Annotated in this window: 21 protein-coding genes and 1 tRNA gene; 10 read left to right on the top strand and 12 right to left on the bottom strand. The window is 61.3% G+C overall.

The window, feature by feature from the left end:
- Nucleotides 1-137: 137 nt before the first annotated feature.
- Entirely contained in the window at nt 138-599 is a 462-nt protein-coding gene (locus PH605_RS18985; protein WP_003522155.1) for an Lrp/AsnC family transcriptional regulator, read from the top strand.
- 18 nt (nt 600-617) lie between these two features.
- Here PH605_RS18985 and PH605_RS18980 read toward each other — a convergent pair whose 3' ends face one another.
- The 3 genes from PH605_RS18980 to PH605_RS18970 form a co-directional block, all read right to left on the bottom strand.
- Entirely contained in the window at nt 618-1601 is a 984-nt protein-coding gene (locus PH605_RS18980) for an aldose 1-epimerase (protein ID WP_142845718.1), read from the bottom strand.
- 158 nt (nt 1602-1759) lie between these two features.
- On the bottom strand, nt 1760-2653 hold the full coding sequence (locus PH605_RS18975; RefSeq protein WP_078052615.1) for an NAD(P)-dependent oxidoreductase: 894 nt from the start codon (nt 2651-2653) through the stop codon (nt 1760-1762).
- Between the two features lie 88 nt (nt 2654-2741).
- On the bottom strand, nt 2742-3497 hold the full coding sequence (locus PH605_RS18970) for an SDR family oxidoreductase (protein ID WP_080858185.1): 756 nt from the start codon (nt 3495-3497) through the stop codon (nt 2742-2744).
- Between the two features lie 220 nt (nt 3498-3717).
- Here PH605_RS18970 and PH605_RS18965 point away from each other — a divergent pair, with 220 nt between their 5' ends.
- The 7 genes from PH605_RS18965 to cydX all read left to right on the top strand — a co-directional run bounded on the left by PH605_RS18965 (nt 3718) and on the right by cydX (nt 12244).
- Nucleotides 3718-4749: an L-idonate 5-dehydrogenase gene (locus PH605_RS18965; RefSeq protein ID WP_125146829.1), complete on the top strand. Its 1032-nt coding sequence runs from the start codon at nt 3718-3720 to the stop codon at nt 4747-4749.
- Between the two features lie 460 nt (nt 4750-5209).
- On the top strand, nt 5210-5788 hold the full coding sequence (locus tag PH605_RS18960; RefSeq protein WP_142845717.1) for a GbsR/MarR family transcriptional regulator: 579 nt from the start codon (nt 5210-5212) through the stop codon (nt 5786-5788).
- A gap of 17 nt (nt 5789-5805) precedes the next feature.
- A complete protein-coding gene (cydD, locus tag PH605_RS18955; RefSeq protein ID WP_142845724.1) occupies nt 5806-7602 on the top strand; it encodes a thiol reductant ABC exporter subunit CydD in 1797 nt (598 codons plus the stop codon).
- Nucleotides 7599-9290 carry a thiol reductant ABC exporter subunit CydC gene (gene cydC, locus PH605_RS18950; RefSeq protein ID WP_142845716.1) on the top strand — a complete coding sequence of 564 codons (1692 nt, stop codon included), beginning with the start codon at nt 7599-7601 and terminating at the stop codon, nt 9288-9290. The genes cydD and cydC overlap by 4 nt, the downstream gene beginning before the upstream one ends.
- A 67-nt stretch (nt 9291-9357) precedes the next feature.
- Nucleotides 9358-10935 carry a cytochrome ubiquinol oxidase subunit I gene (locus tag PH605_RS18945; protein ID WP_059756945.1) on the top strand — a complete coding sequence of 526 codons (1578 nt, stop codon included), beginning with the start codon at nt 9358-9360 and terminating at the stop codon, nt 10933-10935.
- A gap of 6 nt (nt 10936-10941) precedes the next feature.
- Entirely contained in the window at nt 10942-12099 is a 1158-nt protein-coding gene (gene cydB / locus PH605_RS18940; RefSeq protein WP_078052618.1) for a cytochrome d ubiquinol oxidase subunit II, read from the top strand.
- Nucleotides 12100-12121: 22 nt separating this feature from the next.
- Nucleotides 12122-12244: a cytochrome bd-I oxidase subunit CydX gene (gene cydX, locus PH605_RS18935; RefSeq protein WP_003508602.1), complete on the top strand. Its 123-nt coding sequence runs from the start codon at nt 12122-12124 to the stop codon at nt 12242-12244.
- A gap of 148 nt (nt 12245-12392) precedes the next feature.
- On the opposite strand, the gene PH605_RS18930 is transcribed toward cydX, so the two are convergent.
- From PH605_RS18930 to PH605_RS18900, 7 genes are all read right to left on the bottom strand, one after another.
- On the bottom strand, nt 12393-12581 hold the full coding sequence (locus tag PH605_RS18930; RefSeq protein ID WP_003522463.1) for a hypothetical protein: 189 nt from the start codon (nt 12579-12581) through the stop codon (nt 12393-12395).
- Nucleotides 12582-12603: 22 nt separating this feature from the next.
- A complete protein-coding gene (locus PH605_RS18925) occupies nt 12604-13014 on the bottom strand; it encodes a DUF3597 domain-containing protein (protein ID WP_065657363.1) in 411 nt (136 codons plus the stop codon).
- Between the two features lie 12 nt (nt 13015-13026).
- On the bottom strand, nt 13027-13278 hold the full coding sequence (locus PH605_RS18920) for a GlsB/YeaQ/YmgE family stress response membrane protein (RefSeq protein ID WP_003522465.1): 252 nt from the start codon (nt 13276-13278) through the stop codon (nt 13027-13029).
- Between the two features lie 150 nt (nt 13279-13428).
- Entirely contained in the window at nt 13429-14286 is an 858-nt protein-coding gene (nadC, locus tag PH605_RS18915; RefSeq protein WP_142845715.1) for a carboxylating nicotinate-nucleotide diphosphorylase, read from the bottom strand.
- 1 nt (nt 14287) lies between these two features.
- Nucleotides 14288-15859: an L-aspartate oxidase gene (locus PH605_RS18910; protein WP_142845714.1), complete on the bottom strand. Its 1572-nt coding sequence runs from the start codon at nt 15857-15859 to the stop codon at nt 14288-14290.
- Nucleotides 15856-16827, bottom strand: a complete 972-nt coding sequence (gene nadA / locus PH605_RS18905) for a quinolinate synthase NadA (protein WP_003522468.1) — start codon at nt 16825-16827, stop codon at nt 15856-15858. The genes PH605_RS18910 and nadA overlap by 4 nt, the downstream gene beginning before the upstream one ends.
- Before the next feature lie 69 nt (nt 16828-16896).
- Nucleotides 16897-17799 carry an NUDIX hydrolase gene (locus PH605_RS18900; RefSeq protein ID WP_003522469.1) on the bottom strand — a complete coding sequence of 301 codons (903 nt, stop codon included), beginning with the start codon at nt 17797-17799 and terminating at the stop codon, nt 16897-16899.
- A 206-nt stretch (nt 17800-18005) separates the two neighbouring features.
- Here PH605_RS18900 and PH605_RS18895 point away from each other — a divergent pair, with 206 nt between their 5' ends.
- Complete coding sequence (locus PH605_RS18895) at nt 18006-18380, top strand: PAS domain-containing protein (RefSeq protein ID WP_125146837.1); 375 nt, start codon at nt 18006-18008, stop codon at nt 18378-18380.
- A gap of 73 nt (nt 18381-18453) precedes the next feature.
- Nucleotides 18454-18954 (top strand): thermonuclease family protein, encoded by a 501-nt coding sequence (locus tag PH605_RS18890; protein ID WP_142845712.1) that lies wholly within the window; start codon nt 18454-18456, stop codon nt 18952-18954.
- A gap of 76 nt (nt 18955-19030) precedes the next feature.
- Here the strand turns inward: PH605_RS18890 and PH605_RS18885 are convergent.
- Nucleotides 19031-19106 (bottom strand) — tRNA-Ala (locus PH605_RS18885).
- 152 nt (nt 19107-19258) lie between these two features.
- Nucleotides 19259-19645 carry a TIGR02300 family protein gene (locus PH605_RS18880; protein ID WP_003522472.1) on the bottom strand — a complete coding sequence of 129 codons (387 nt, stop codon included), beginning with the start codon at nt 19643-19645 and terminating at the stop codon, nt 19259-19261.
- Nucleotides 19646-19686 lie beyond the last annotated feature (41 nt).

Here is a 19686-nt window from a genome sequence, read left to right as displayed (position 1 = left end):
TAATAATGCCATCCTCTGGGCGAAAACGGCATGCGTTTTTGAAGGGATTTCATGGCCTAGATGCAAAATTAGGGCGTTCTTTCACTAAAGATCGCAAATTTCTTGCGCTGTTGCGCTAACCTGTGCATCCTTCGCCGATGATTGATGACCGTGACCGCCGAATCCTTGCGATTCTCCAGGAGAATGCAGAAACGCCGCTTGCAGATATTGCGGAGGAAGTGTCGCTGTCGCTGTCCGCCTGTTCGCGGCGCATTACGCGGTTGCGGGCGGAAGGTTATGTGACGGGTACGATGGCGCTGCTCGACCGGCGCAAGATCAACCTGCCGACCACGGTTTTCCTGCTGGTGAGAACCGGCCTGCATGCGGAGGACTGGCTGGACCGGTTCCATGCCGCCGTCAGCACCATACCGGAAATTGTCGAGGTTCACCGGCTGACCGGCAATTTCGACTATATTCTGAAACTCGTGCTGCCGAATGTTGAATATTACGACACGATCTACAAACAGATCCTGCGCCGCGTCGAGCTTTACGACATGTCCGCCTATATCTCGATGGAAACGGTGAAGCTGTCGTCTTCGCTGCCGACGACACATATCTGAGCGATCATCGAGCCTTGATCAGCGCCCCGTCTCGAAACGAACTCCGAAGCGGAAGCTTCGCGTCTCGCCCGGTTGCAGCGCAATCGCATCCGCGAGTTCCGGCTGGTTGAAGGCGTTGGTCGGCGTTTCCACCGGTTCGAGCGCGATGGATTGGCGCCTGTCGCGGGCCAGCGTATCGCCGGTGAAGACATGCATGTGCCCGCGCTCCTGCCATACCGTCAGGCTCGAACCGTCGTGCCGGTTTTCCAGCCTCGTCTCGTAAAGCCCGTTTTCGGATGCGATGAGGTCGGTGAAGCAGACATCGAGCACATGGCCGGCCAGCGGCGCATGGAGAAAGCGGGTGTCGTCCCGTTTGATCATCCCGCCCTGTGGGTCCTGCAGGGGGATCAGATCCTCGTCTGTTTCAATTGCCGTTCGCGAGGGCAGCGTGAGGAGAAGATCATCGATAGACGTGGTGCCGGGCAGCCGGAAATAGGGATGCCAGCCGGCGGCGAAAGGCAGGGGCCGGTCATCGCGATTGATGCCGCGTATGTCGATGGTGACCCCATGGCCGGCGAAACGATATTCCACCTCGATGGCAAGCCGATAGGGATAACCCATGAAATCCGCAGGCTCTATTTCGGCGCGGAAGACGAGAATGTGAGCGCCGGTTTCCTCGAAAGACTCGGCAAGTGCGAAGGGCAGGGCTCTGGCAAATCCGTGGAAGACGAGGGCTTCATGGGCAAGCACCGGTTCAACGTGGTGCATCTGCCCGCCAAAACTGAACCGACCATCCGGGATGCGATTGGTAAAGGGGGCGAGAATGCCGTTTCTCACGCCATTTTGCGACTGCATTTCGGCAGGCGTCGAATATCCGTCGACAAGATTTTCACTTTTGCCGCCATCGGCAGAGACCGGCCGCCAGCTTAAAAGCGTCGCGCCCTCGTAAGCGATTTCGGCAGTGAAACCGTTTCCAGAAACGGTCAGACCGGCAATCCCCGTGCCTGTGGTGGAGGGTGTCATCGGGAAATTGTCCTTTGCATGCATGCGTCTGCGGTCATCGGGGCAGCTGCCGTGCCGATTCGCCCGATCATCATCGCTGAAGGACAATTTCGCAATGGCCGTTAAGGGCCCGCAAGGGCTGTATCAACAGGCTCCTGCCATCCATGTCTGCCGGGCAATCAGTCGGGAAAGGTGCGTTTCGCGCCGGTGAAATATTCCATCAGCGCGGCCTGATCCTCCCCACCCAGCCCGGCCGCCGTCAGCATGCGGTGCACCTCGGCGCAAACCGCCGTCAGCGGCATGGCAGTGTTGGTGCGCCGGGCGAGATCCTGCGCGCCGTTGAGGTCTTTTACCATATTGTCGATGCGGCCGGTGCGGCGGTAATCCTTCGCCACGTAGCGCGGCATATATTCCTGCAGGATGGCGCTGTCGGCGCGGCCGCCCTTCAGCGCCTGCGGGATTTTGGCGGCATCGACGCCGGCATCCAGCGCCAGCTGCGTTGCTTCCGCCACCGCAAGGAAGTTCAGCCCGCACAGAACCTGGTTGATGAGTTTCGTCGTCTGCCCCGCGCCGCAGGGTCCCATATGAGTGTAATTGCTGGCCACATGCCGCAGCACGCGGTGCGCATCGGCCACATCCGTTTCGCTGCCGCCGGCCATCAGCGTCAATTGCCCGATGAGCGCCTTGGGCGCGCCGCCCGAAAGCGGGCTGTCCACCCAGCGCAGGCCTTTTTCCGCGGCATCGGCAGCCAGTTCCTTCGTCGCTTCCGGATCGATGGAGGACATGTCGATGATGAGCGTGCCGGGCTTCGCCCCCGCCGCGACGCCATCCTTGCCGAAGACGGCGATGCGAACGATTTTCGGCGAATTGAGGCTGAGGATGACCACATCGGAAACCGAAGCCGCTTCCGCCGCCGTACCCGCGCTCTGTGCGCCAAGGCTCGTCAGCGCCGCCACCTTTTCCGCATCCAGATCGAAAACCGTCAGCTGATTTCCGGTCTCGATGAGCCGTGTGCCGATTGCCCCGCCCATGGCGCCGGCGCCGATGAGGGCGACTTTGTTCTTCTCGGTCATGGTGTTCACGGCCTCCTCCCAAAGTGTCGTGGTGTCGTCGGTTCAAAACCGGATGGCGGCCGCAGCCGGCCATCCGGTTTCGGTGTTTTTAAAGCGAAGCGGTGATGCCGCCGTCGACATAGAGAATATGTCCGTTCACGAAGGATGAGGCATCGGACGACAGGAAGATGCAGGCGCCGACAAGCTCTTCGACCTTGCCCCAGCGACCGGCGGGCGTGCGCTTTTCAAGCCATGCCGAGAAGGTCTCGTCCGCCACCAGTGCCGCGTTGAGCGGCGTGTCGAAATAACCGGGTGCGATGGCGTTGCATTGCAGGCCGTATTTGGCCCAGTCCGTCGCCATGCCTTTCGTCAGGTTGCCGACGGCGCCCTTGGTGGCGGTGTAGGGCGCGATGCCGGGGCGGGCAAGGGCGGTCTGAACGCTGGCGATGTTGATGATCTTGCCACGGCCGCGGCTGATCATGTGGCGCGCGGCCGCCTGTCCGGCATGGAACACCGAGGCGATGTTGGTCTGCAACAGGCGCTCGAAGGCATCTGCCGGAAAATCCTCGAGCGGCGTGCGGTGCTGCATGCCGGCATTGTTGACCAGAATATCGATGGGACCGACTTCCGCCTCGAAACCGTCGATGGCCTTGCGCACCGCTTCATGATCGGTGGCGTCGAAGGCAAGCGTTTTCGCGCTCTTGATGCCGGCTGCGGCAGCTTTCAGCTTCGCCTCGTCGCGCCCGTTCAGCACCACTTCCGCTCCTGCTTCCGCCAGCCCTTGCGCCAGCGCGAAGCCGATGCCCTGGGACGAACCCGTGATCAGGGCGCGGCGGCCGGAAAGATCGAACAATTTAAGGCCCACTGTTTCCTCCAGTCTCTCGACATTGCATTCATACAGGTTTATGTTATCGATAACATTCATCCCTTTCAGACGTGGATGTCAAGGCTTAAACGCCCGGTTTCGGTACGGATCGGGCGGGTGGGGAGGCGGCACGACGTGCAAATGCACGGCAGGCGGCGGTGACAGGGATGCGGATTATTTTGTCGCGCCGCTCTGGCGCGATGTCGAACGGGAGATATTTATGAGAGCGATTGTTGCCCATGGGGCGAAGGATGTGCGCATCGAGGAGCGGCCCGAGGAAGCGCCGGGACCGGGAGAAGTGCGGCTTCGTCTGGTCCGGGGCGGAATTTGCGGCAGCGATCTGCATTATTACAACCATGGCGGCTTCGGCGCGGTGCGGCTTCGTGAACCCATGGTGCTCGGCCATGAGGTCTCCGCCGTCATCGAAGAACTGGGCGAGGGCGTGGAAGGGTTGAAGGTGGGCGGTCTGGTTGCCGTTTCGCCGTCCCGCCCATGCCGAACCTGCCGCTTCTGCCAGGAAGGCCTGCACAACCAGTGCCTCAACATGCGCTTTTATGGCAGCGCCATGCCTTTCCCGCATATTCAGGGCGCTTTCCGTGAGGTTCTGGTGGCTGACGCCCTGCAATGCGTGCCGGCCGATGGGCTTAGCGCTGGCGAGGCGGCCTTGGCGGAGCCGCTGGCGGTAACGCTGCATGCCACGCGCCGCGCTGGCGATTTGCTGGGTAAACGCGTGCTCGTCACGGGTTGCGGCCCGATCGGCATCCTGTCCATTCTGGCGGCCCGCCGCGCCGGCGCGGCTGAGATTGTCGCGACAGATCTTTCCGATTTCACGCTTGCCAAGGCGCGTGAAGCCGGTGCGGATCGTGTCATCAACAGCAAGGATGAGCCCGACGCACTTGCCGCTTACGGCGCGAACAAGGGCACCTTCGATGTTCTTTATGAATGCTCGGGTGCGGCGGTGGCGCTTGCCGGGGGTATTGCTGCGCTTCGTCCGCGCGGCATCATCGTCCAGCTCGGCCTTGGCGGCGATATGAGCCTGCCGATGATGGCGATCACCGCCAAGGAACTGGATCTGCGCGGCTCTTTCCGCTTCCACGAGGAATTCGCCACCGGGGTCGAATTGATGCGCAAGGGCCTGATCGACGTCAAGCCGTTCATCACCCAGACCGTCGATCTCGCCGACGCCATCTCGGCCTTCGAATTCGCCTCGGACCGCAGCCGTGCGATGAAGGTGCAGATCGCTTTTTCGTAAGTAAGGTTTCTACGCGCGAATGCGCCGACGTTTTGATCGGCGGCGGGTCATCCCGCCGCCGATTTTTTCGACGGGTTCTTGCCCGTGGAGACTCGTGATGATGTTATCGATATCATCAACTGCTTTAGGTACGTCATTCCGGCCTTGAGCCGGAATCTAGTCGACGCGCGTCTGCGCGGCGAGAGAGTCCTTTCAGCCCAAGGACTTGGGCTGGCTGGATTCCGGCTCAAGGCCGGAATGACGGTGGGAAAGTGACGGACGCCAGCAAACGCTCCAGCCTGTCATACCCCCCAACACGATCGCCGCATATTTGGCTCCGGGCTGCACCCACGACCGTCTTTACCGACGTCGTCTCTGCCCATTTGCACATTTTGACGCAGGTCAAAAAGGTGATTTGCCGCTCGTCGTTTTTTGCGTTATCGAAATTTCAGAAATTACTGAAAATTCAGGAAACGTAAAAATGCCGACCAACTTGTCCCCGCTCGTTCAGTCCTTCGTGCTGCATTTCGGTGAGATGGGCAGCCGCTGGGGCATCAACCGCACTGTCGGCCAAGTCTATGCTTTGCTTTATATTTCGCCGCAGCCATTGTGTGCGGACGAGATTGTGGAGGCGCTCGGCATCTCCCGTTCCAACGTGTCGATGAGTCTGAAGGAGTTGCAGGCGTGGAACCTTGCAATTCTCAAGCATTTTCCCGGCGACCGGCGCGATTTTTTCACGACGCCTGACGATGTCTGGCAAATTCTCCGCACCCTTGCCGAAGAGCGCAAGAAGCGCGAGATCGATCCCACGCTCAGCGTGCTACGCGAAATTCTGATGGAAACGCCGGAAAACGAAGATGAGCGGCATGCGCAAAAGCGCATCGACGAGATGAAGACGCTGATCGAGCAACTGACCGGCTGGTATGACGATGTGAAGCGGCTGGAGACGGAAAGGCTGGCTTCGCTTCTGGCGCTCGGTTCGAAGGTTACGAAGCTTCTGGAGGCCAAGGACAAGATCGTCTCCCTCGCCAGACCCCGTGGCACGAAGAAGGATGGGTGAGGAGATCGGCCGTGAGCATGTCCGTGGAAATCCGCCAGGGGGCCGATGGTGACGGCGCAGCCTGTCCCGCTCCGGTTGGAGTCTCGCCCGATGCGACGCGTCGGCGCTTCTTCAGCAATGCCAATCGCAAAACCTCTCGCGACAGAGCCGCCGGGCGGGTGAAAATGACAAGCGTGCCGGCGGTTGGAAAATCCGTTGCCTTGCTGCATGTGCTGGCGGCTTTGCTCTGGCTGCCGCAGGCAGGTTTGCTTGCCTTTTCAGTCGGAAGAATTGCCGATGGCGCGCCGATGATGGCGATCGTGCCGGCTGCGGCCGCGGTTCTCATCCTCGGCCTCATCAAGGCATGGCTGGAAAAGATCGCGGCGCGGCTGTCGTTTCGTGCCGCTCGTGCGGCGCTGTCGCAGCGGCGGCTGGAAGCACTGCAGGCCGTGGCGAAGGTTTCCCCGCTCGATCTGTCGCGCACCGCCTCCGGTGAGGCGGCAGGCGTCGTGGCCGAGGCGGCGGAAGCGCTGGTGCCTTATCTTTCCCGTTTCCAGCCGGCGCGGATGAAGGCGACCATCGTGCCGCTGGTTTTCGTGCTGGCGATCCTGCCCTTTACCTGGATTGCGGCACTGGTGCTGCTGCTCGCCATGCCAACCATCCCGCTTTTCATGGCGCTCATCGGCTGGCAGGCCAAGGCCGCCAGCGAAAAGCAGCTTGCGGAGACGGGCAATATGAATGCATTCCTGCTCGATCGCCTGCGCGGGCTGGAAACGATCCGCACGCTTAAAGCAGTCGATCTGACGGCGGAACGTCTCAGCACCGATGCGCAGAACCTGAAGAAGCGGACGATGGCGGTGCTCAGGATCGCCTTTCTCTCCTCGGCGGTGCTGGAGCTTTTCGCAGCGCTCGGCGTTGCCATGACCGCCGTCTATATCGGTTTTCATCTGCTCGGTTTTCTCGATTTCGGCGCCTGGGGCGAGAAGCTGACACTTGCCGAAGGCCTCTTCATCCTGCTTCTGGCACCGGCCTTTTTCGAGCCGCTGCGGGAACTCTCCGCTGTCTGGCACGACCGCGCGGCCGGTGAAGCCGCACTTGATGCGCTCGGCAAATTGACGGCCGGCGGTGCGGCAATCGCGGGTGAGGGCGCGGATGTGGCGTCTGTCCCATCCCCGATGCCCGGCCTGCTGGAGATCGACAATCTCTCCTTCGCTTATCCAAGCAACCCACCTGTCATCCAAAATCTCAACCTGACCGTTCAGCAGGGTGAGCGGGTAGCAATTCTTGGGCCTTCCGGTTGTGGCAAATCCACTGTACTCTCCTTGATTGCCGGGCTGGCCGAGGCTGGAGAGGGCTCGATGAGGATCGGCGGCGTCAAGCTCGACAATGCGACGGCGGATGGGCTGCGCAGGACGATTGGCTGGGTCAGCCAGAAGCCGTTCTTTTTTGCCGGTTCGCTAAAGGCGAATATTCGCTTCGGCCGTTCGGTTGTCAGCGATGGCATCGTGGAAGAGACGCTGTGCCGCACCGGGCTCGATGGCTTGTCGCAGGCGCGCCGGCGCCTGCAGATCGGCGATGGCGGATATGGAATCTCGGGCGGGGAGGCGGTGCGGCTTGCCATTGCGCGTGCTTTCGCAGACCCCGCAACGCAGCTTGTTCTGGCCGATGAGCCGACAGCCCATCTCGACCGGGAAACGGCTGCCCTTGTCACGGAAAACCTGCTGCAACTGGCAAATGGCAGGACATTGATCGTCGCGACCCATGATCCGGTGCTTGCGGCGCGCATGGACAGGATCGTGGATATGACGGCGATCCATTCGAGGGGGCAGCCATGATCGCGCGTTTTGCGATATTGAAACCCATTATCGGCCTGTTCTGGTCGGCGCGGCGCGGCATGCTGCTGGCGGGCGCGGCTCTGGCGGTAACGACGGTGCTGGCTGGCATCGGCCTTCTCGGCGTTTCCGGCTGGTTCATCACCGCAACGGCAATTGCCGGTCTTCTGCCGGCGACTGCCTATGCCTTCGATGTCTTTGCGCCTTCGGCCGCCATTCGTCTTCTGGCGCTGGCGCGCACCGCCGCCCGTTACGGCGAACGCATGACGACCCATGACGCCACGCTTTCCGTGCTTGCAGCACTTCGGGAAAAGCTGTTTCGCGGCTTTGCCGCGCCGCAGGCCGCGAAATCCCTGGAGGCGAGGCCTGCGCGCCTGCTGAACCGGCTGACGGCGGATATCGATGCGCTGGATTCGCTTTATCTGCGCGTGCTGGTTCCCGCTGCCGTGGCGATCCTTGCCGCAATCGCGACAGGCCTCGGGCTTGCTTTTCTCCATCCTCTGGCGGGCATTCTGGCGGCGGTTTTCCTCGTCGCGGCGGGGCTTGGAATTTCGGTTCGCGCCGCCTTGCGGGCGGAAACATTCTCGCGCCGCCGGGCAATCGGGCTGGAAGCCCTTCGGGCCCGCACGGCCGATCTCGTGAGCGGGCAGACGGAGCTTTTGACCACCGGCCGCCTTTCCGCGCAGGTCGCGGCGGTAAAGCGGGCGGATGACTACCTCTCTGCCTGCGATGATACCCTGAACCGCATCGAAATCAGTGCCGGTTTTTCCTTCGGTGTTTCAGCGGCCCTTCTTTTGAGCGCCGCCCTTCTCGGCATGGCCTGGCTTGCGGAACAGGGGGCGGTGAACGCGCCGACCGCGGCTCTCGGGCTGCTCGTCTGTTTTGCCGCGCTGGAGCCTTTTACGGCGCTGCGTCGTGGAGCGATGGAACTTGGGCGCACGCTGTTTTCCGCAAGGCGCATTGCGCCGCGTCTTTCGGCAACGTCTGAAGGCCGCTGTCCCGTCTCGCCGGTCGACGGCATGGCGGCAGAGCTAAAAAACGTGCGTCTGGAGCGGGAAGGGAACGACAATCCGGTCCTGACGAATATCAACCTTGCAATCGCCTCCGGGGAACGGGTTGCCATCATCGGCCAGAGCGGTGCGGGCAAGACAAGCCTCATCCAGCTTCTGGCGGGTGAATTGCGGCCGGCTGCGGGCACGGTCAACGCCCTGCCGTCTACCCTGATGACGCAGCGAAGCCAGCTTTTCCGCGACAGCACCGCCGACAATCTGCGGCTGGCGAAACCCACCGCAACCGGGGCCGAGTTATGGGACGCGCTCGAGGCGGCGGGCCTTGCCGAACACGTCAAATCTTTGCCGACCGGGCTGGAGACAAGGCTTGGCGAGGCGGGCCAGGGGCTTTCCGGCGGCCAGTCGCGCCGGCTGGCGCTCGCCCGTTTCCTGCTCGCCGACCGGCCGCTCTGGCTTCTTGACGAGGTGACGGAAGGGCTGGATGGCGAAACCGCCCGCGACGTGCTCACCCGGCTGTTTGCGAGGGCGCAGCGAAAGACTGTCGTGATGATCACCCATAATCGCCGCGAGGCGGAATTTGCCGATCGCATCATCGTGCTGAAAGAGGGGCGTCAATTTGATGAATGTCAAAGCGGCACCCCGGAATACGGCGTAGTGCTGGAGACACTGCGCCCGGACTGAGATTTTTTGAGAGCCGGCGTCGTCTTTGAAATGGAAGGCCGGCCTTCCGGAAAAGGTGGATAGGACTATGGAACTCGACATAGTGGCGCTGTCGCGCCTGCAATTTGCAGTGACGGCTTTATATCACTTTCTGTTCGTTCCCCTGACGATCGGACTATCGGTGGTGATCGCCATCATGGAAACGGTCTATGTCATGACCGGCCGCACGGTCTGGCGGCAGATGACGAAATTCTGGGGCACCTTGTTCGGCATCAACTTCGTGCTCGGCGTTTCCACCGGCATTGTCATGGAATTCCAGTTCGGCATGAACTGGAGTTACTACAGCCACTATGTCGGCGATATTTTCGGTGCGCCGTTGGCGATCGAAGGCATGATGGCCTTCTTCCTGGAAGCCACCTTCGTCGGCCTGTTCTTTTTCGGCTGGGACAAGCTGTCGAAACTCGGCCATCTCGTCGCGACATGGTGCGTGGCGCTCGGTTCGAATTTTTCGGCGCTATGGATATTGATCGCCAATGGCTGGATGCAGAACCCGACGGGATCGGCCTTCAATCCCCAGACCATGCGCATGGAAGTGACTGACTTTTTCGAGGTTCTGTTCAACCCGGTGGCGCAGGCAAAGTTCGTTCACACGGTGTCCGCGGGTTACGTGACGGCCTCCATCTTCGTGCTCGGCGTTTCGGCCTGGTATGTGCTGAAAGGCCGCCATGTCGATCTTGCCAAGCGTTCGATGACGGTTGCCGCCTCCTTCGGTCTGGCGTCCGCGTTGTCGGTCGTCGTGCTGGGTGATGAAAGCGGCTATCTCTCCACCGAACACCAGAAGATGAAGCTCGCCTCCATCGAGGCCATGTGGGAAACCGAGCCGGCCCCGGCCCCCTTTACGGCCATCGGTTTTCCCGATCAGGAAGCGCGCGAAACGCATTTCGCGGTGAAGATCCCGTGGGTGATGGGCCTCATCGGCACCCGCTCGCTCGACACGCAGATTCCGGGCATCAACGATCTGGTGGAGCAGGCCAAGACCCGCATCCGCGACGGCATCAAGGCCTATGACGCGTTGATGCAGATACGGGCCACCGGTAAGGGCGCGGAGTTGCCGGAAGAGGTGCGCGGCACCTTTGCCGAGCTCGGCCATGAGCTCGGTTATGCCCTGCTGCTGAAACGATATGTCGACGATCCGCGCCAGGCGAATGAGGAGCAGATCGCCAAGGCGGCGGCGGATACGATTCCGCATGTGCCGACGCTGTTCTGGTCGTTCCGCATCATGGTCGGTCTTGGCATCTTCTTCATCCTGCTGACGGCGACATTCTTTTATCTTTCGGCCCGCCGTCGGCTGGATCATTATCCGCTGCTGTTGAAAGTGGCGGTCTTTGCCATTCCCCTGCCGTGGATCGCGGCGGAAATGGGCTGGGTGGTGGCCGAATTCGGCCGTCAGCCATGGATCATCGAGGGCGTGCTGCCCACGGCCGCGGCCGTCTCCAGCCTCAGCGCCTCCACGGTCCTCATCACGCTCCTGTGTTTCATCGCCATCTACACGGTGCTGTTCATCGTCGAAATGGGGCTGATGCTGAAGGCGATCCGCAAGGGGCCGGAGCCGGACCATGAGCCGGAAGCGCCGCTCGTTCCTGAAAAACTCGTCGCTGCGGAGTAAACGATCATGATATTGCATCAACTCATCGACTACGAAATCCTCCGCGTCATCTGGTGGCTGCTGCTCGGCGTGGTGCTGATCGGTTTTGCCGTGACCGGCGGATTCGATCTCGGTACCGGCGCGCTTCTGCCCTTCGTGGCGAAAACGGATATCGAGCGGCGTGTCGTCATCAATTCCATCGGCCCCGTCTGGGAGGGCAATCAGGTCTGGCTCATCCTTGGCGGCGGCGCGATCTTCGCCGCGTGGCCGCCGCTTTATGCAGTGTCGTTTTCAGGGTTTTACCTGGCGATGTTCGCCACCCTGTTTGCGCTGATCCTGCGGCCGGTCGGTTTCAAATATCGCTCCAAGCGGGAAAGCGCCGCCTGGCGCACCGGCTGGGACTGGGCGCTCTTCATCGGCGGCTTCGTTCCGGCGCTAATCTTCGGCGTGGCCATCGGCAATGTGCTGCAGGGCGTTCCCTTCCACCTCAATGACGACCTCAGGATTTTCTACGATGGCACGACGCTGTTCGAGCTTCTGAACCCTTACGCCATCCTCTGCGGCCTCGTATCCGTCGCCATGCTCGTCATGCACGGTGCCGCATGGCTGGTGCTGAAGACGGATGGTCCAGTCGCGGCCCGTGCCCGCGGTTTCGGCAGCATCGCGGCGCTTGCCACCACCGTTCTTTTTGCGCTCGGCGGCGTCTTTCTGTGGCTCGGTGTCGATGGTTATCGCTTCACCTCGGAGGTCGTCACCGACGGTCCGTCCAATCCGCTGTCGAAGACGGTAGAGGTTGCGGGCGGTGTCTGGTTTGCCAATTATGCGGCGCATCCCTGGATGATGCTGGCGCCGGCGCTCGGTCTTGTCTTTCCGCTCGTCGCTTTCGTCTTGCTCCGGGCCCGCAGGGAAGTGCTGGCGCTGCTTTCCAGCTCGCTCGCGATTTTCGGCATCATCGCAACTGTCGGGCTGACGATGTTTCCCTTCATCCTTCCGTCTTCGGTCGATCCGAAATCGAGCCTGACGGTGTGGGATGCATCTTCCAGCCATATGACGCTGTTCATCATGCTGGTCGTCGCCCTCATCTTCATCCCGATCATCGTTGCCTATACGTCATGGGTCTATCGCGTGCTGTGGGGCAAGGTGGATGAAAAGGCGATCCGCGACGACAGCGGTCATGCTTATTGATTGAGAAAGAAGGAGATCGAACATGTGGTATTTCGCCTGGCTGCTCGGCCTGCCTCTCGCCGCCATCTTCGCCGTCATGAACGCCATGTGGTATGAGCTGATGGAAGAAAACGCGAAAAAGGCCGAAGCGAAGCTGGATAAATAGGGCTTTGGCGGAAGCCTCTCCTCCGTCATGCCGGATCTGGTCGGGGGTGACGGAGTGCGGATGATGCAACTCCGCCAAATATAAAAGGGCGGCATCCGGTTGGGATGCCGCCCTTTTGGGTACACAGCCGTGCGTGCGACGCGCGGCGTCAGTGGATCGCGATGCCGCGCTTGTCCGCTTCTTCCTTGATGATGTCTTCGACGATGGCCCTCTTCAGATTTGGATTTCCCAGAAGATAATCGTCGGCGATCTCGAAGATCGATTTCGGATTCTCGGTCCTGTGCAGGGTGTCGAGGTCCTGGCCGATCTGCTCTCGAAGGCTGGAATAGTCGTCCATCGCGGCGCTCCCGTTTATCGGTTCAATCCAGAAGGTCGGCTGGAACCTTGCCGCCGTTTTCGGACAGTTTCTTGATGACGGCCTTATGCAGCCAGATGTTCATGGTCGCGGAATCCGAAGTGTCGCCGGTATAGCCGAGTTCGCCGGCCAGTTCCTTTCGGGCGCTGAGGCTGCTGTCCAGATTGAGCGCTTTCAGAAGGTCGACGATCGAATGTTTCCAGTCGAGTTTCTGGCCGTTCTGCTTGACCGCCGCATCCAGGATCGAAGCGACGTCGACATTGCCGGTGGGGGCCGGAGCCGCGGCTGTCGGAGCGGGTGCGGCCGGTGCGGCCGGGCTTGCCGTGGCTGCCGGCGTGCCGGCCGGAGCCGAAGTCTGTGGCGCGGCTTCGGCCTTGCCGAAAATAGCGTTCTTGATCTTGTCGAAAAAGCTCATGGTGTCCTCCCCTTAGCGGCGAAATGCCCGCCCGACGGCGATGAGAATGCAGGCGCCGATGAAGCCGGCGATGAGATAGCCAATCCAGCCTCCGAGCGAAATGCCCACGAGCCCCAGAAGGAAATTGGCGACGATGGCGCCGACAATGCCGAGGATAATGTTCATGAAAAGACCCATATTGCTTTTCATGAACTGTTCGGCCAGCCAACCGGCTACGCCGCCGATGATGATTGCTGCAATCCAGCCAACTTGTGCGTCTTCCATAACAAGCCTTTCCTTTGTAAGAGAGGTCCGCAGGCATATGGACAGGCTTTTGCGCGCACTGATCCCCCCGCCTTGAATAGACCCCAGGCGGAGCAATAACGGCGATATGGGCGATTGGTTCCGTGCGGCGAACTATGCGCCGCATATTCTTTAGCTCTGGCTTTGAAAGTCGAGGCCAATATCGAGAACCGGCGCGCTGTGGGTCAGCCAGCCGACGGAGATGAGATCGATGCCGGTTGCGGCGATGGTTGCGGCCGTCTGCGGATTGATGCGGCCAGACGCTTCGGTAATGGCGCGACCGGCGACGATTCCCACCGCCTCGCGCAGCTGTTCGGGTGTCATATTGTCGAGAAGGACCGCATCGACGCCCTCATCCATGACCTCGCGCAACTGCGCTAGCGTATCGACCTCCACCTCGATCTTGACGAGATGTCCCACGCCCTGCCGGGCCCGGCGGATGGCGTCGCGCACGCCGCCCGCCACGGCAATATGGTTGTCCTTGATGAGAACGGCGTCATAAAGCGCAAAACGGTGGTTCATGCCGCCGCCGGCGCGCACGGCATATTTTTCAAGCGCTCTCAGCCCCGGCGTCGTCTTGCGGGTGCAGGCGACCGAGGCCTTGGTGCCGGCAATGGCGGCAGCGATTTTTGCGGTGACGGAAGCGATGCCCGACAGGTGGCCGAGGAAATTCAGCGCCGTGCGCTCCGCCGTCAGAAGGCCGCGTGAGGGGCCTTCGATCGTTGCGATGATATCGCCGGGCGTCACGGCGGCCCCATCCTGCACATGCCGTTTCATCGCGATGGCCGGATCCACGAGCTGGAAAGCCAGTTCCGCCGCGTCGAGACCGGCGATAACGCCCGGTTCGCGCGCGGCCATGACGACGACTGAGCGATGATCGGCGGGAATGACGGCGGCGGACGTGATGTCGCCCGCCAGTCCGAGGTCTTCCAGAAGAGCATTGCGCACGAGCGGTTCGATGATGAGGCGTGGCAGGGGTGAAAGGGTCATGTCAGGCGCTCCGCGCAAGGCTGGCCGAGGAATGGCTGGAAGAGGAAAATTCATGGGCGATGGTGAGAACGTCGCTGAGGTTCAGCCTGCGCCTTGCGGCCGTCGCATGTTTTTCAGGGAAATCGTCGCGGAAATGCGCGCCGCGCGATTCCGTGCGCAGCGCCGCAAAGACGGCGATGGCCAGCGCGACAAGTGCAGGATCGGATGCCGGACCGTTTCGCTCAGACAGTGGCAGAAGATCGCGGATCGCGCCCCCCAGCCCTTCCGCATGTCTTACGATGCCGAGATGGCGGGAAACGATGGGCCGGACGGGGGAGAGGTCGGCTGCCGGGACATCGGGCATGGGGAGTGTTGCGATATCCGCTGACCGTTTTTCCGCATATGCCTGCCTGCCTGAAATGTCTTCTGCGGCACGCATGCCCATGGCCGCCGCTTCCAGCAGGGAATTGCTGGCAAGCCGGTTCGCGCCATGCAGACCCGTGCAGGCGGTTTCGCCGGCGACCCACAGGCCCGGCACCGAGCTTCGGCCTCTGCCATCGGTGGCGACGCCGCCCATATGGTAATGCACCGCCGGGCGCACCGGCACGAGTTCACGGGCGGGGTCTATCCCGGCTTCGCGGCAGAGCAGGTCGATCGAGGGGAAGCGAGCGGAAAAGCCGGAGCCGAGCGCCTTGCGGGCATCGAGAAAGACCTTGCCACCACGCAGTATTTCGCGGTCGATGGCGCGGGCGACAATATCGCGGGAGGCGAGTTCCGCACCCGGAACTCCCGCCATGAAACGTTCGCCGTTTTCGTTGAGAAGCAGCGCGCCTTCACCCCGCACCGCTTCGCTCACCAGCGCCAGCGGCCGTCTGGGCGAGGAAAGCGCCGTCGGGTGGAATTGCACGAATTCCATATCGGCGAGGATGGCGCCGGCGCGGGCGGCGAGCATGATGCCCTGCCCGAAATTGCCGGCGGGATTGGTCGTCGCCTCATAAAGCCCGCCGAGGCCGCCGGTGGCGAGAACGACCTGGCTTGCCGGCAAAGTGAAGCAGCCTTTTGGCCCGATGCAGGCGAGACCAACGACGACGCCGTCTTCCGTCAGCAGGCGGCGAACCTCCGTGCCTTCCAGAACGGTTATGGAGGGCGTGCGAAGAACGGCTGCGGCGAGAGCCCTGACGATGGCCGCGCCTGACCCGTCCCCTTCGGCATGCAGGATGCGCCTTCTGCCATGGGCGGCCTCCAGCCCGAAGACGAGTCTGCCTTCGGCATCCCGGTCGAAGCGCACTCCCGCCCGCTCCAGCGCCTCGATGACGGCGGGGGCGGCGGAAACGATCTCTCCGGCCATTTCCGCGTCGCAGAGGCCGTCGCCTGCGGCGAGCGTATCGGCAAGATGCAGCGCGGCGCTATCGTCCGGCCCGAGGCTGGCGGCAATGCCGCCCTGCGCCCAGGCGCTGGACGTCTCGCCGCCCAGAACGCCGCGTGTGAGAAGCAGCACGGGCTGCGGCGCAAGCGTCAGCGCCGCCATCAGGCCCGCAATGCCGCTGCCGACAATGACCGTCCAGCCCGTATGCGACGGGAGGCGTTCGCTCATACTTCCAGCATCCTTTCCACGGCGCGGCGGGCGGCGACAGCGATGGCCGGGTCGACCGTCACTTCGTGGCGGTTTTCCTCCAGCGCCGTGCGGATATTGCCAAGCGTGATGCGCTTCATATGCGGGCAGAGATTGCAGGGGCGGATGAATTCGACATCGGGGTGATGCACGGCGACATTGTCGCTCATCGAGCATTCCGTCAAAAGCACCACGCGGGCGGGGCGCTCGCGGCCGACATAATCCGACATGACGGCGGTGGAGCCGGAAAAATCCGCAGCCTCCACAACATCGGGCGGACATTCCGGATGCGCCAGCACGGTGACACCCGGATGGCTTTCGCGCAATTCGCGAATATCATCGGCGGTGAAAAGCTCGTGCACCTCGCAATGGCCGCGCCAGGCGATCAGCTCGACATTGGTTTCCCGCGCCACGTTTTTCGCCAGATATTCATCCGGCAACATCAGCACGCGCGGTACGCCGAGCGATTCCACCACCTGGCGGGCATTGCCGGAGGTGCAGCAGATATCGGATGCCGCCTTCACCGCGGCGGAGGTGTTCACGTAGGTCACGACCGGAACGCCGGGGTAGGCCTTGCGCAGAAGCGCGATGTCTTCGGGCGTGATGGAATCGGCCAGCGAACAACCGGCGGCCATATCCGGAATGAGCACGGTTTTCTCCGGATTGAGCAGTTTCGCCGTCTCGGCCATGAAATGCACGCCGGCCAGAACGATGACATCCGCTTCCACCTCCATCGCCTTGCGGGCAAGGGCAAGGCTGTCGCCAACGATATCGGCGACGCCGTGGAAGATTTCCGGTGTCTGGTAGTTGTGGGCGAGGATAACGGCATTGCGCTTGCGCTTCAGTTCGAGGATCGCCTCCACATCGTCCTGAAAGCTCATCCATTCGGCCTTGGGAATGACGCGGGCGACGCGGTCGTAAAGGCTTGCGGCGGAAATCTGCTCGTTCACGGTGCTCTCCCATTTATACTCTTTTTGAGTATATCTAGGGCGAAGACATATTCTCATTGTGAGCATATGTCAATTGCGGGAGAGCGGCAGTTTCGTTCCGGAAAGGGCGCGTTCATCGAGAACGGTCTGGCGGAAGCGGAAGAGCTTTGCCGGGCGGCCGCCGGTTTCGGTCGCCATCTCGCCGGTCTCTTCCACCAGTTGCTGCTGTTCGATAAGCCGGCGGAAGTTCTGCTTGTGCAGCGTCAGCCCGGCCAGCGCCTCGATGGCGCGCTGTAGCTGCAGGAGCGTGAAGGCGTCGGCCATCAGTTCGAACACCACGGGACGATATTTGATCTTGGCCCGCAGACGCGCGATGCCGGTGGCAAGGATGCGGCGGTGATCGGCAAACATTGGCCTGCCGAAATTGATCCGCGGTTCGCCCTGCGCCTCTTCGACCAGCCCGGCTTCATACAGCAACTCGTAACGCTGCAGGGTCAATTCCTCGTTCCAGCCTCCGCCATCGAGGCCGAAGGTGAAATCGGCCCGCAAATGGCGCTGGCTTTTGGAGGCGGGATCGGAATCCGCCCAGGCGCGCAGCCTGTCGATGATGCTGTCCAGAACTTCCGGGCGTCCCTGACGGTGATCCTCCCAGGGGAAATATTCGTACCAGCCGTGCCAGAGCGGGCGTTTGCCGCCGGAGGCTTCCTGTTCGCGAACCAGTCCGAGATAACCGATGGAGATGGTCCTGCCGCCTAAAATGTCGTTGTTGCGGTCGCGATCGGCGAAAGTATAGAGCTGTTCGAGATAACCGACGGGGTGATGGGTCTGTTCGTGAATCCATTCCCGCAAGCCGCTCTGGAGGGTTCTGTGCCCGAATTCGAACGGTCCCGACGGAAGCGCTGCGCCTTCCCGAACGGTCATGACCCGCGGCTCATCCGTGGTGATGGCGGTGACGACGGCGATGAGTTCGGCATGGGCAAGCCCGATGGTCACGGCGGCTCCTCTGGTCGTTGGCGCAAGATCAATCTTCTTTGGCACAGGAAGGTTGCTTCGCCAACATGGCGGCAGAAAAGGGCTGTCGATAAATAGTCTCACTGAAAACGGGGTGCCATCAGACAAAAGGATGAATTCTTGTGGTTAGTCGTGCGTCATCTGATATGTTACAGACCCGCACGAGCATTTCAGACTGTAGAAGGCCGATGTTAGAGAATATATCTCTCGAAGAGACACTTGTGGGTTATTATACCTGGAACATCGGGCAAAACCTGATTTACCTCGATGCCGTTGCGGCCCGCCTGCGCGAATTCTCCGCGGAAAAAGCCGCTTGCGGCATTCCGGTCGAAGATTTCATCGCGCAGATAGAAAGCGGCTCGCGCGCACGCGTCGCCAAGGCGGTTTACAATTCGCTGACAAATGGCGTGTTCTATGATCAGGAATATCGCATTCAGCTCAAATCTGGCGGCTTCCGCTGGTTGCGGACAACGGGACGGGTGATCCTCGACAGGGACCAGCTTCCGATCATGGCCATGGGCACGGTGCGGGATGTCAGTGCGGGCAAGGTTTTATTGATGTGATATGCGGCGGACGTCTTCGCGAGGCGGCGGCCGATCGATTTTAATTTGTTCATTGTTTTGATGTTGCGGTGACATGGTCCGGCAGATCGCAATTTTGCTGTTTCAGATCGTCCTGGCCATTGGCCTCGGCATAGCCGGCATCCGCATCGCCTCGCTCGTCAATGGCGAGGCAACCCCGGCGCCAGCAGGCCTTGCGGCCAATACGGAACTGCTTTGGACGACCTCGCCGGTGCGGGTCGATCCGCGTAGCCAAAATTACGAGCGCATTCCGACGCCTCCCGATCTTTATCCGCTGAAAATGCATGCGGACCAGCGCCTGCGCGTCATCTCCAGCAGCCGTTTCACCTTCAAGGGTCAGGAATTCCGCCTCGCCGGCGTGGAGGATGTCGAGCGCAACCGCGTTTGCGCCGGCCCCGACGGCCGCCGTTACGCCTGCGGCCTCAACGCCTTCAAGGCGCTGGAGAACCGGCTGCGCGGCAGATATCTGGAATGTCGGACGGTGGAGGAAGGTGGTGCCGGCAGTTCCGTGGAGTGCCGGATCAACGGGCAGGATGTGCGAGCGCTGATGCAATAGGCGATCGGGTCGAAGGACTAGCGATATGCGGAAGAGCGACTGGCCGAAGGGAAGATATTTTTTGTCTGGGAAGGTTTGGTGGAGCTAAGCGGGATCGAACCGCTGACCTCTTGCATGCCATGCAAGCGCTCTCCCAGCTGAGCTATAGCCCCATAAGGGTTCCGGCATTTCTTCCGGTTCCGGGAACCGAAGCGGTTGTTGTTCCGTTCGGTGGCGGCTTACTACTGCGGCTTTCCGACGAGTGCAAGCATAAAAAACGGCCCGGCGTCATTTTTTTGTCGTCGGGCCGAATTATCAAGTAAAATCAAGCTTCTTCGTCGTCGCCCGATACGCCGATGATGCCGGACATGTCGTCGTCGTCATCTTCGTCGTCGGTTTCGAGGAAGGTGTCGTCGTCATCGTCGATTTCGACGTCATCGTCGTCGCCGAGATCGGGGATATCGTCGCCGTTGTTGTCGCCATCGGCATCTTCCAGCGAGACGAGTTCGACTTCCGTGTTTTCGGTATCGACTTCCGCCACTTCCTCTTCTTCAGCCTGCTCCATCTTGGCCTGGGCGGTGCTTTCCTCGAAGAAGGAGAGCGGCCAGGACTTGCCGGTGTAGGGAGAAACGACCGGATCGCGGTTCAGATCGTAGAACTTCTTGCCGGTATCGGGGTCTGTGCGCTTGGTACCAAGTTCCGCTTTTGCCACTGTCTAAGCCTCAAATTGTCGAATGAGTTTCGGTGTGTACG

The sequence above is a fragment of the Agrobacterium sp. CFBP 3001 genome, from assembly GCF_027871605.1.
Taxonomy (GTDB): Bacteria; Pseudomonadota; Alphaproteobacteria; order Rhizobiales; family Rhizobiaceae; genus Agrobacterium; species Agrobacterium leguminum.
The sequence above is the reverse complement of the archived record's forward strand: the minus strand, read 5'-3'. Positions and strand labels throughout refer to the sequence as shown.

Coding starts and splice junctions, on each gene's coding strand:
- PH605_RS18975 (WP_078052615.1), bottom strand. CDS start 2,653: ATGACCGAGAAGAACAAAGTCGCCCTCATCGGCGCCGGCGCCATGGGC.
- PH605_RS18985 (WP_003522155.1), top strand. CDS start 138: ATGATTGATGACCGTGACCGCCGAATCCTTGCGATTCTCCAGGAGAAT.
- cydD (WP_142845724.1), top strand. CDS start 5,806: ATGTCCGTGGAAATCCGCCAGGGGGCCGATGGTGACGGCGCAGCCTGT.
- cydC (WP_142845716.1), top strand. CDS start 7,599: ATGATCGCGCGTTTTGCGATATTGAAACCCATTATCGGCCTGTTCTGG.
- PH605_RS18920 (WP_003522465.1), bottom strand. CDS start 13,278: ATGGAAGACGCACAAGTTGGCTGGATTGCAGCAATCATCATCGGCGGC.
- cydB (WP_078052618.1), top strand. CDS start 10,942: ATGATATTGCATCAACTCATCGACTACGAAATCCTCCGCGTCATCTGG.
- PH605_RS18980 (WP_142845718.1), bottom strand. CDS start 1,601: ATGACACCCTCCACCACAGGCACGGGGATTGCCGGTCTGACCGTTTCT.
- PH605_RS18890 (WP_142845712.1), top strand. CDS start 18,454: ATGGTCCGGCAGATCGCAATTTTGCTGTTTCAGATCGTCCTGGCCATT.
- PH605_RS18930 (WP_003522463.1), bottom strand. CDS start 12,581: ATGGACGACTATTCCAGCCTTCGAGAGCAGATCGGCCAGGACCTCGAC.
- PH605_RS18945 (WP_059756945.1), top strand. CDS start 9,358: ATGGAACTCGACATAGTGGCGCTGTCGCGCCTGCAATTTGCAGTGACG.
- nadC (WP_142845715.1), bottom strand. CDS start 14,286: ATGACCCTTTCACCCCTGCCACGCCTCATCATCGAACCGCTCGTGCGC.
- PH605_RS18910 (WP_142845714.1), bottom strand. CDS start 15,859: ATGAGCGAACGCCTCCCGTCGCATACGGGCTGGACGGTCATTGTCGGC.
- PH605_RS18965 (WP_125146829.1), top strand. CDS start 3,718: ATGAGAGCGATTGTTGCCCATGGGGCGAAGGATGTGCGCATCGAGGAG.
- PH605_RS18960 (WP_142845717.1), top strand. CDS start 5,210: ATGCCGACCAACTTGTCCCCGCTCGTTCAGTCCTTCGTGCTGCATTTC.
- PH605_RS18925 (WP_065657363.1), bottom strand. CDS start 13,014: ATGAGCTTTTTCGACAAGATCAAGAACGCTATTTTCGGCAAGGCCGAA.
- PH605_RS18895 (WP_125146837.1), top strand. CDS start 18,006: ATGTTAGAGAATATATCTCTCGAAGAGACACTTGTGGGTTATTATACC.
- cydX (WP_003508602.1), top strand. CDS start 12,122: ATGTGGTATTTCGCCTGGCTGCTCGGCCTGCCTCTCGCCGCCATCTTC.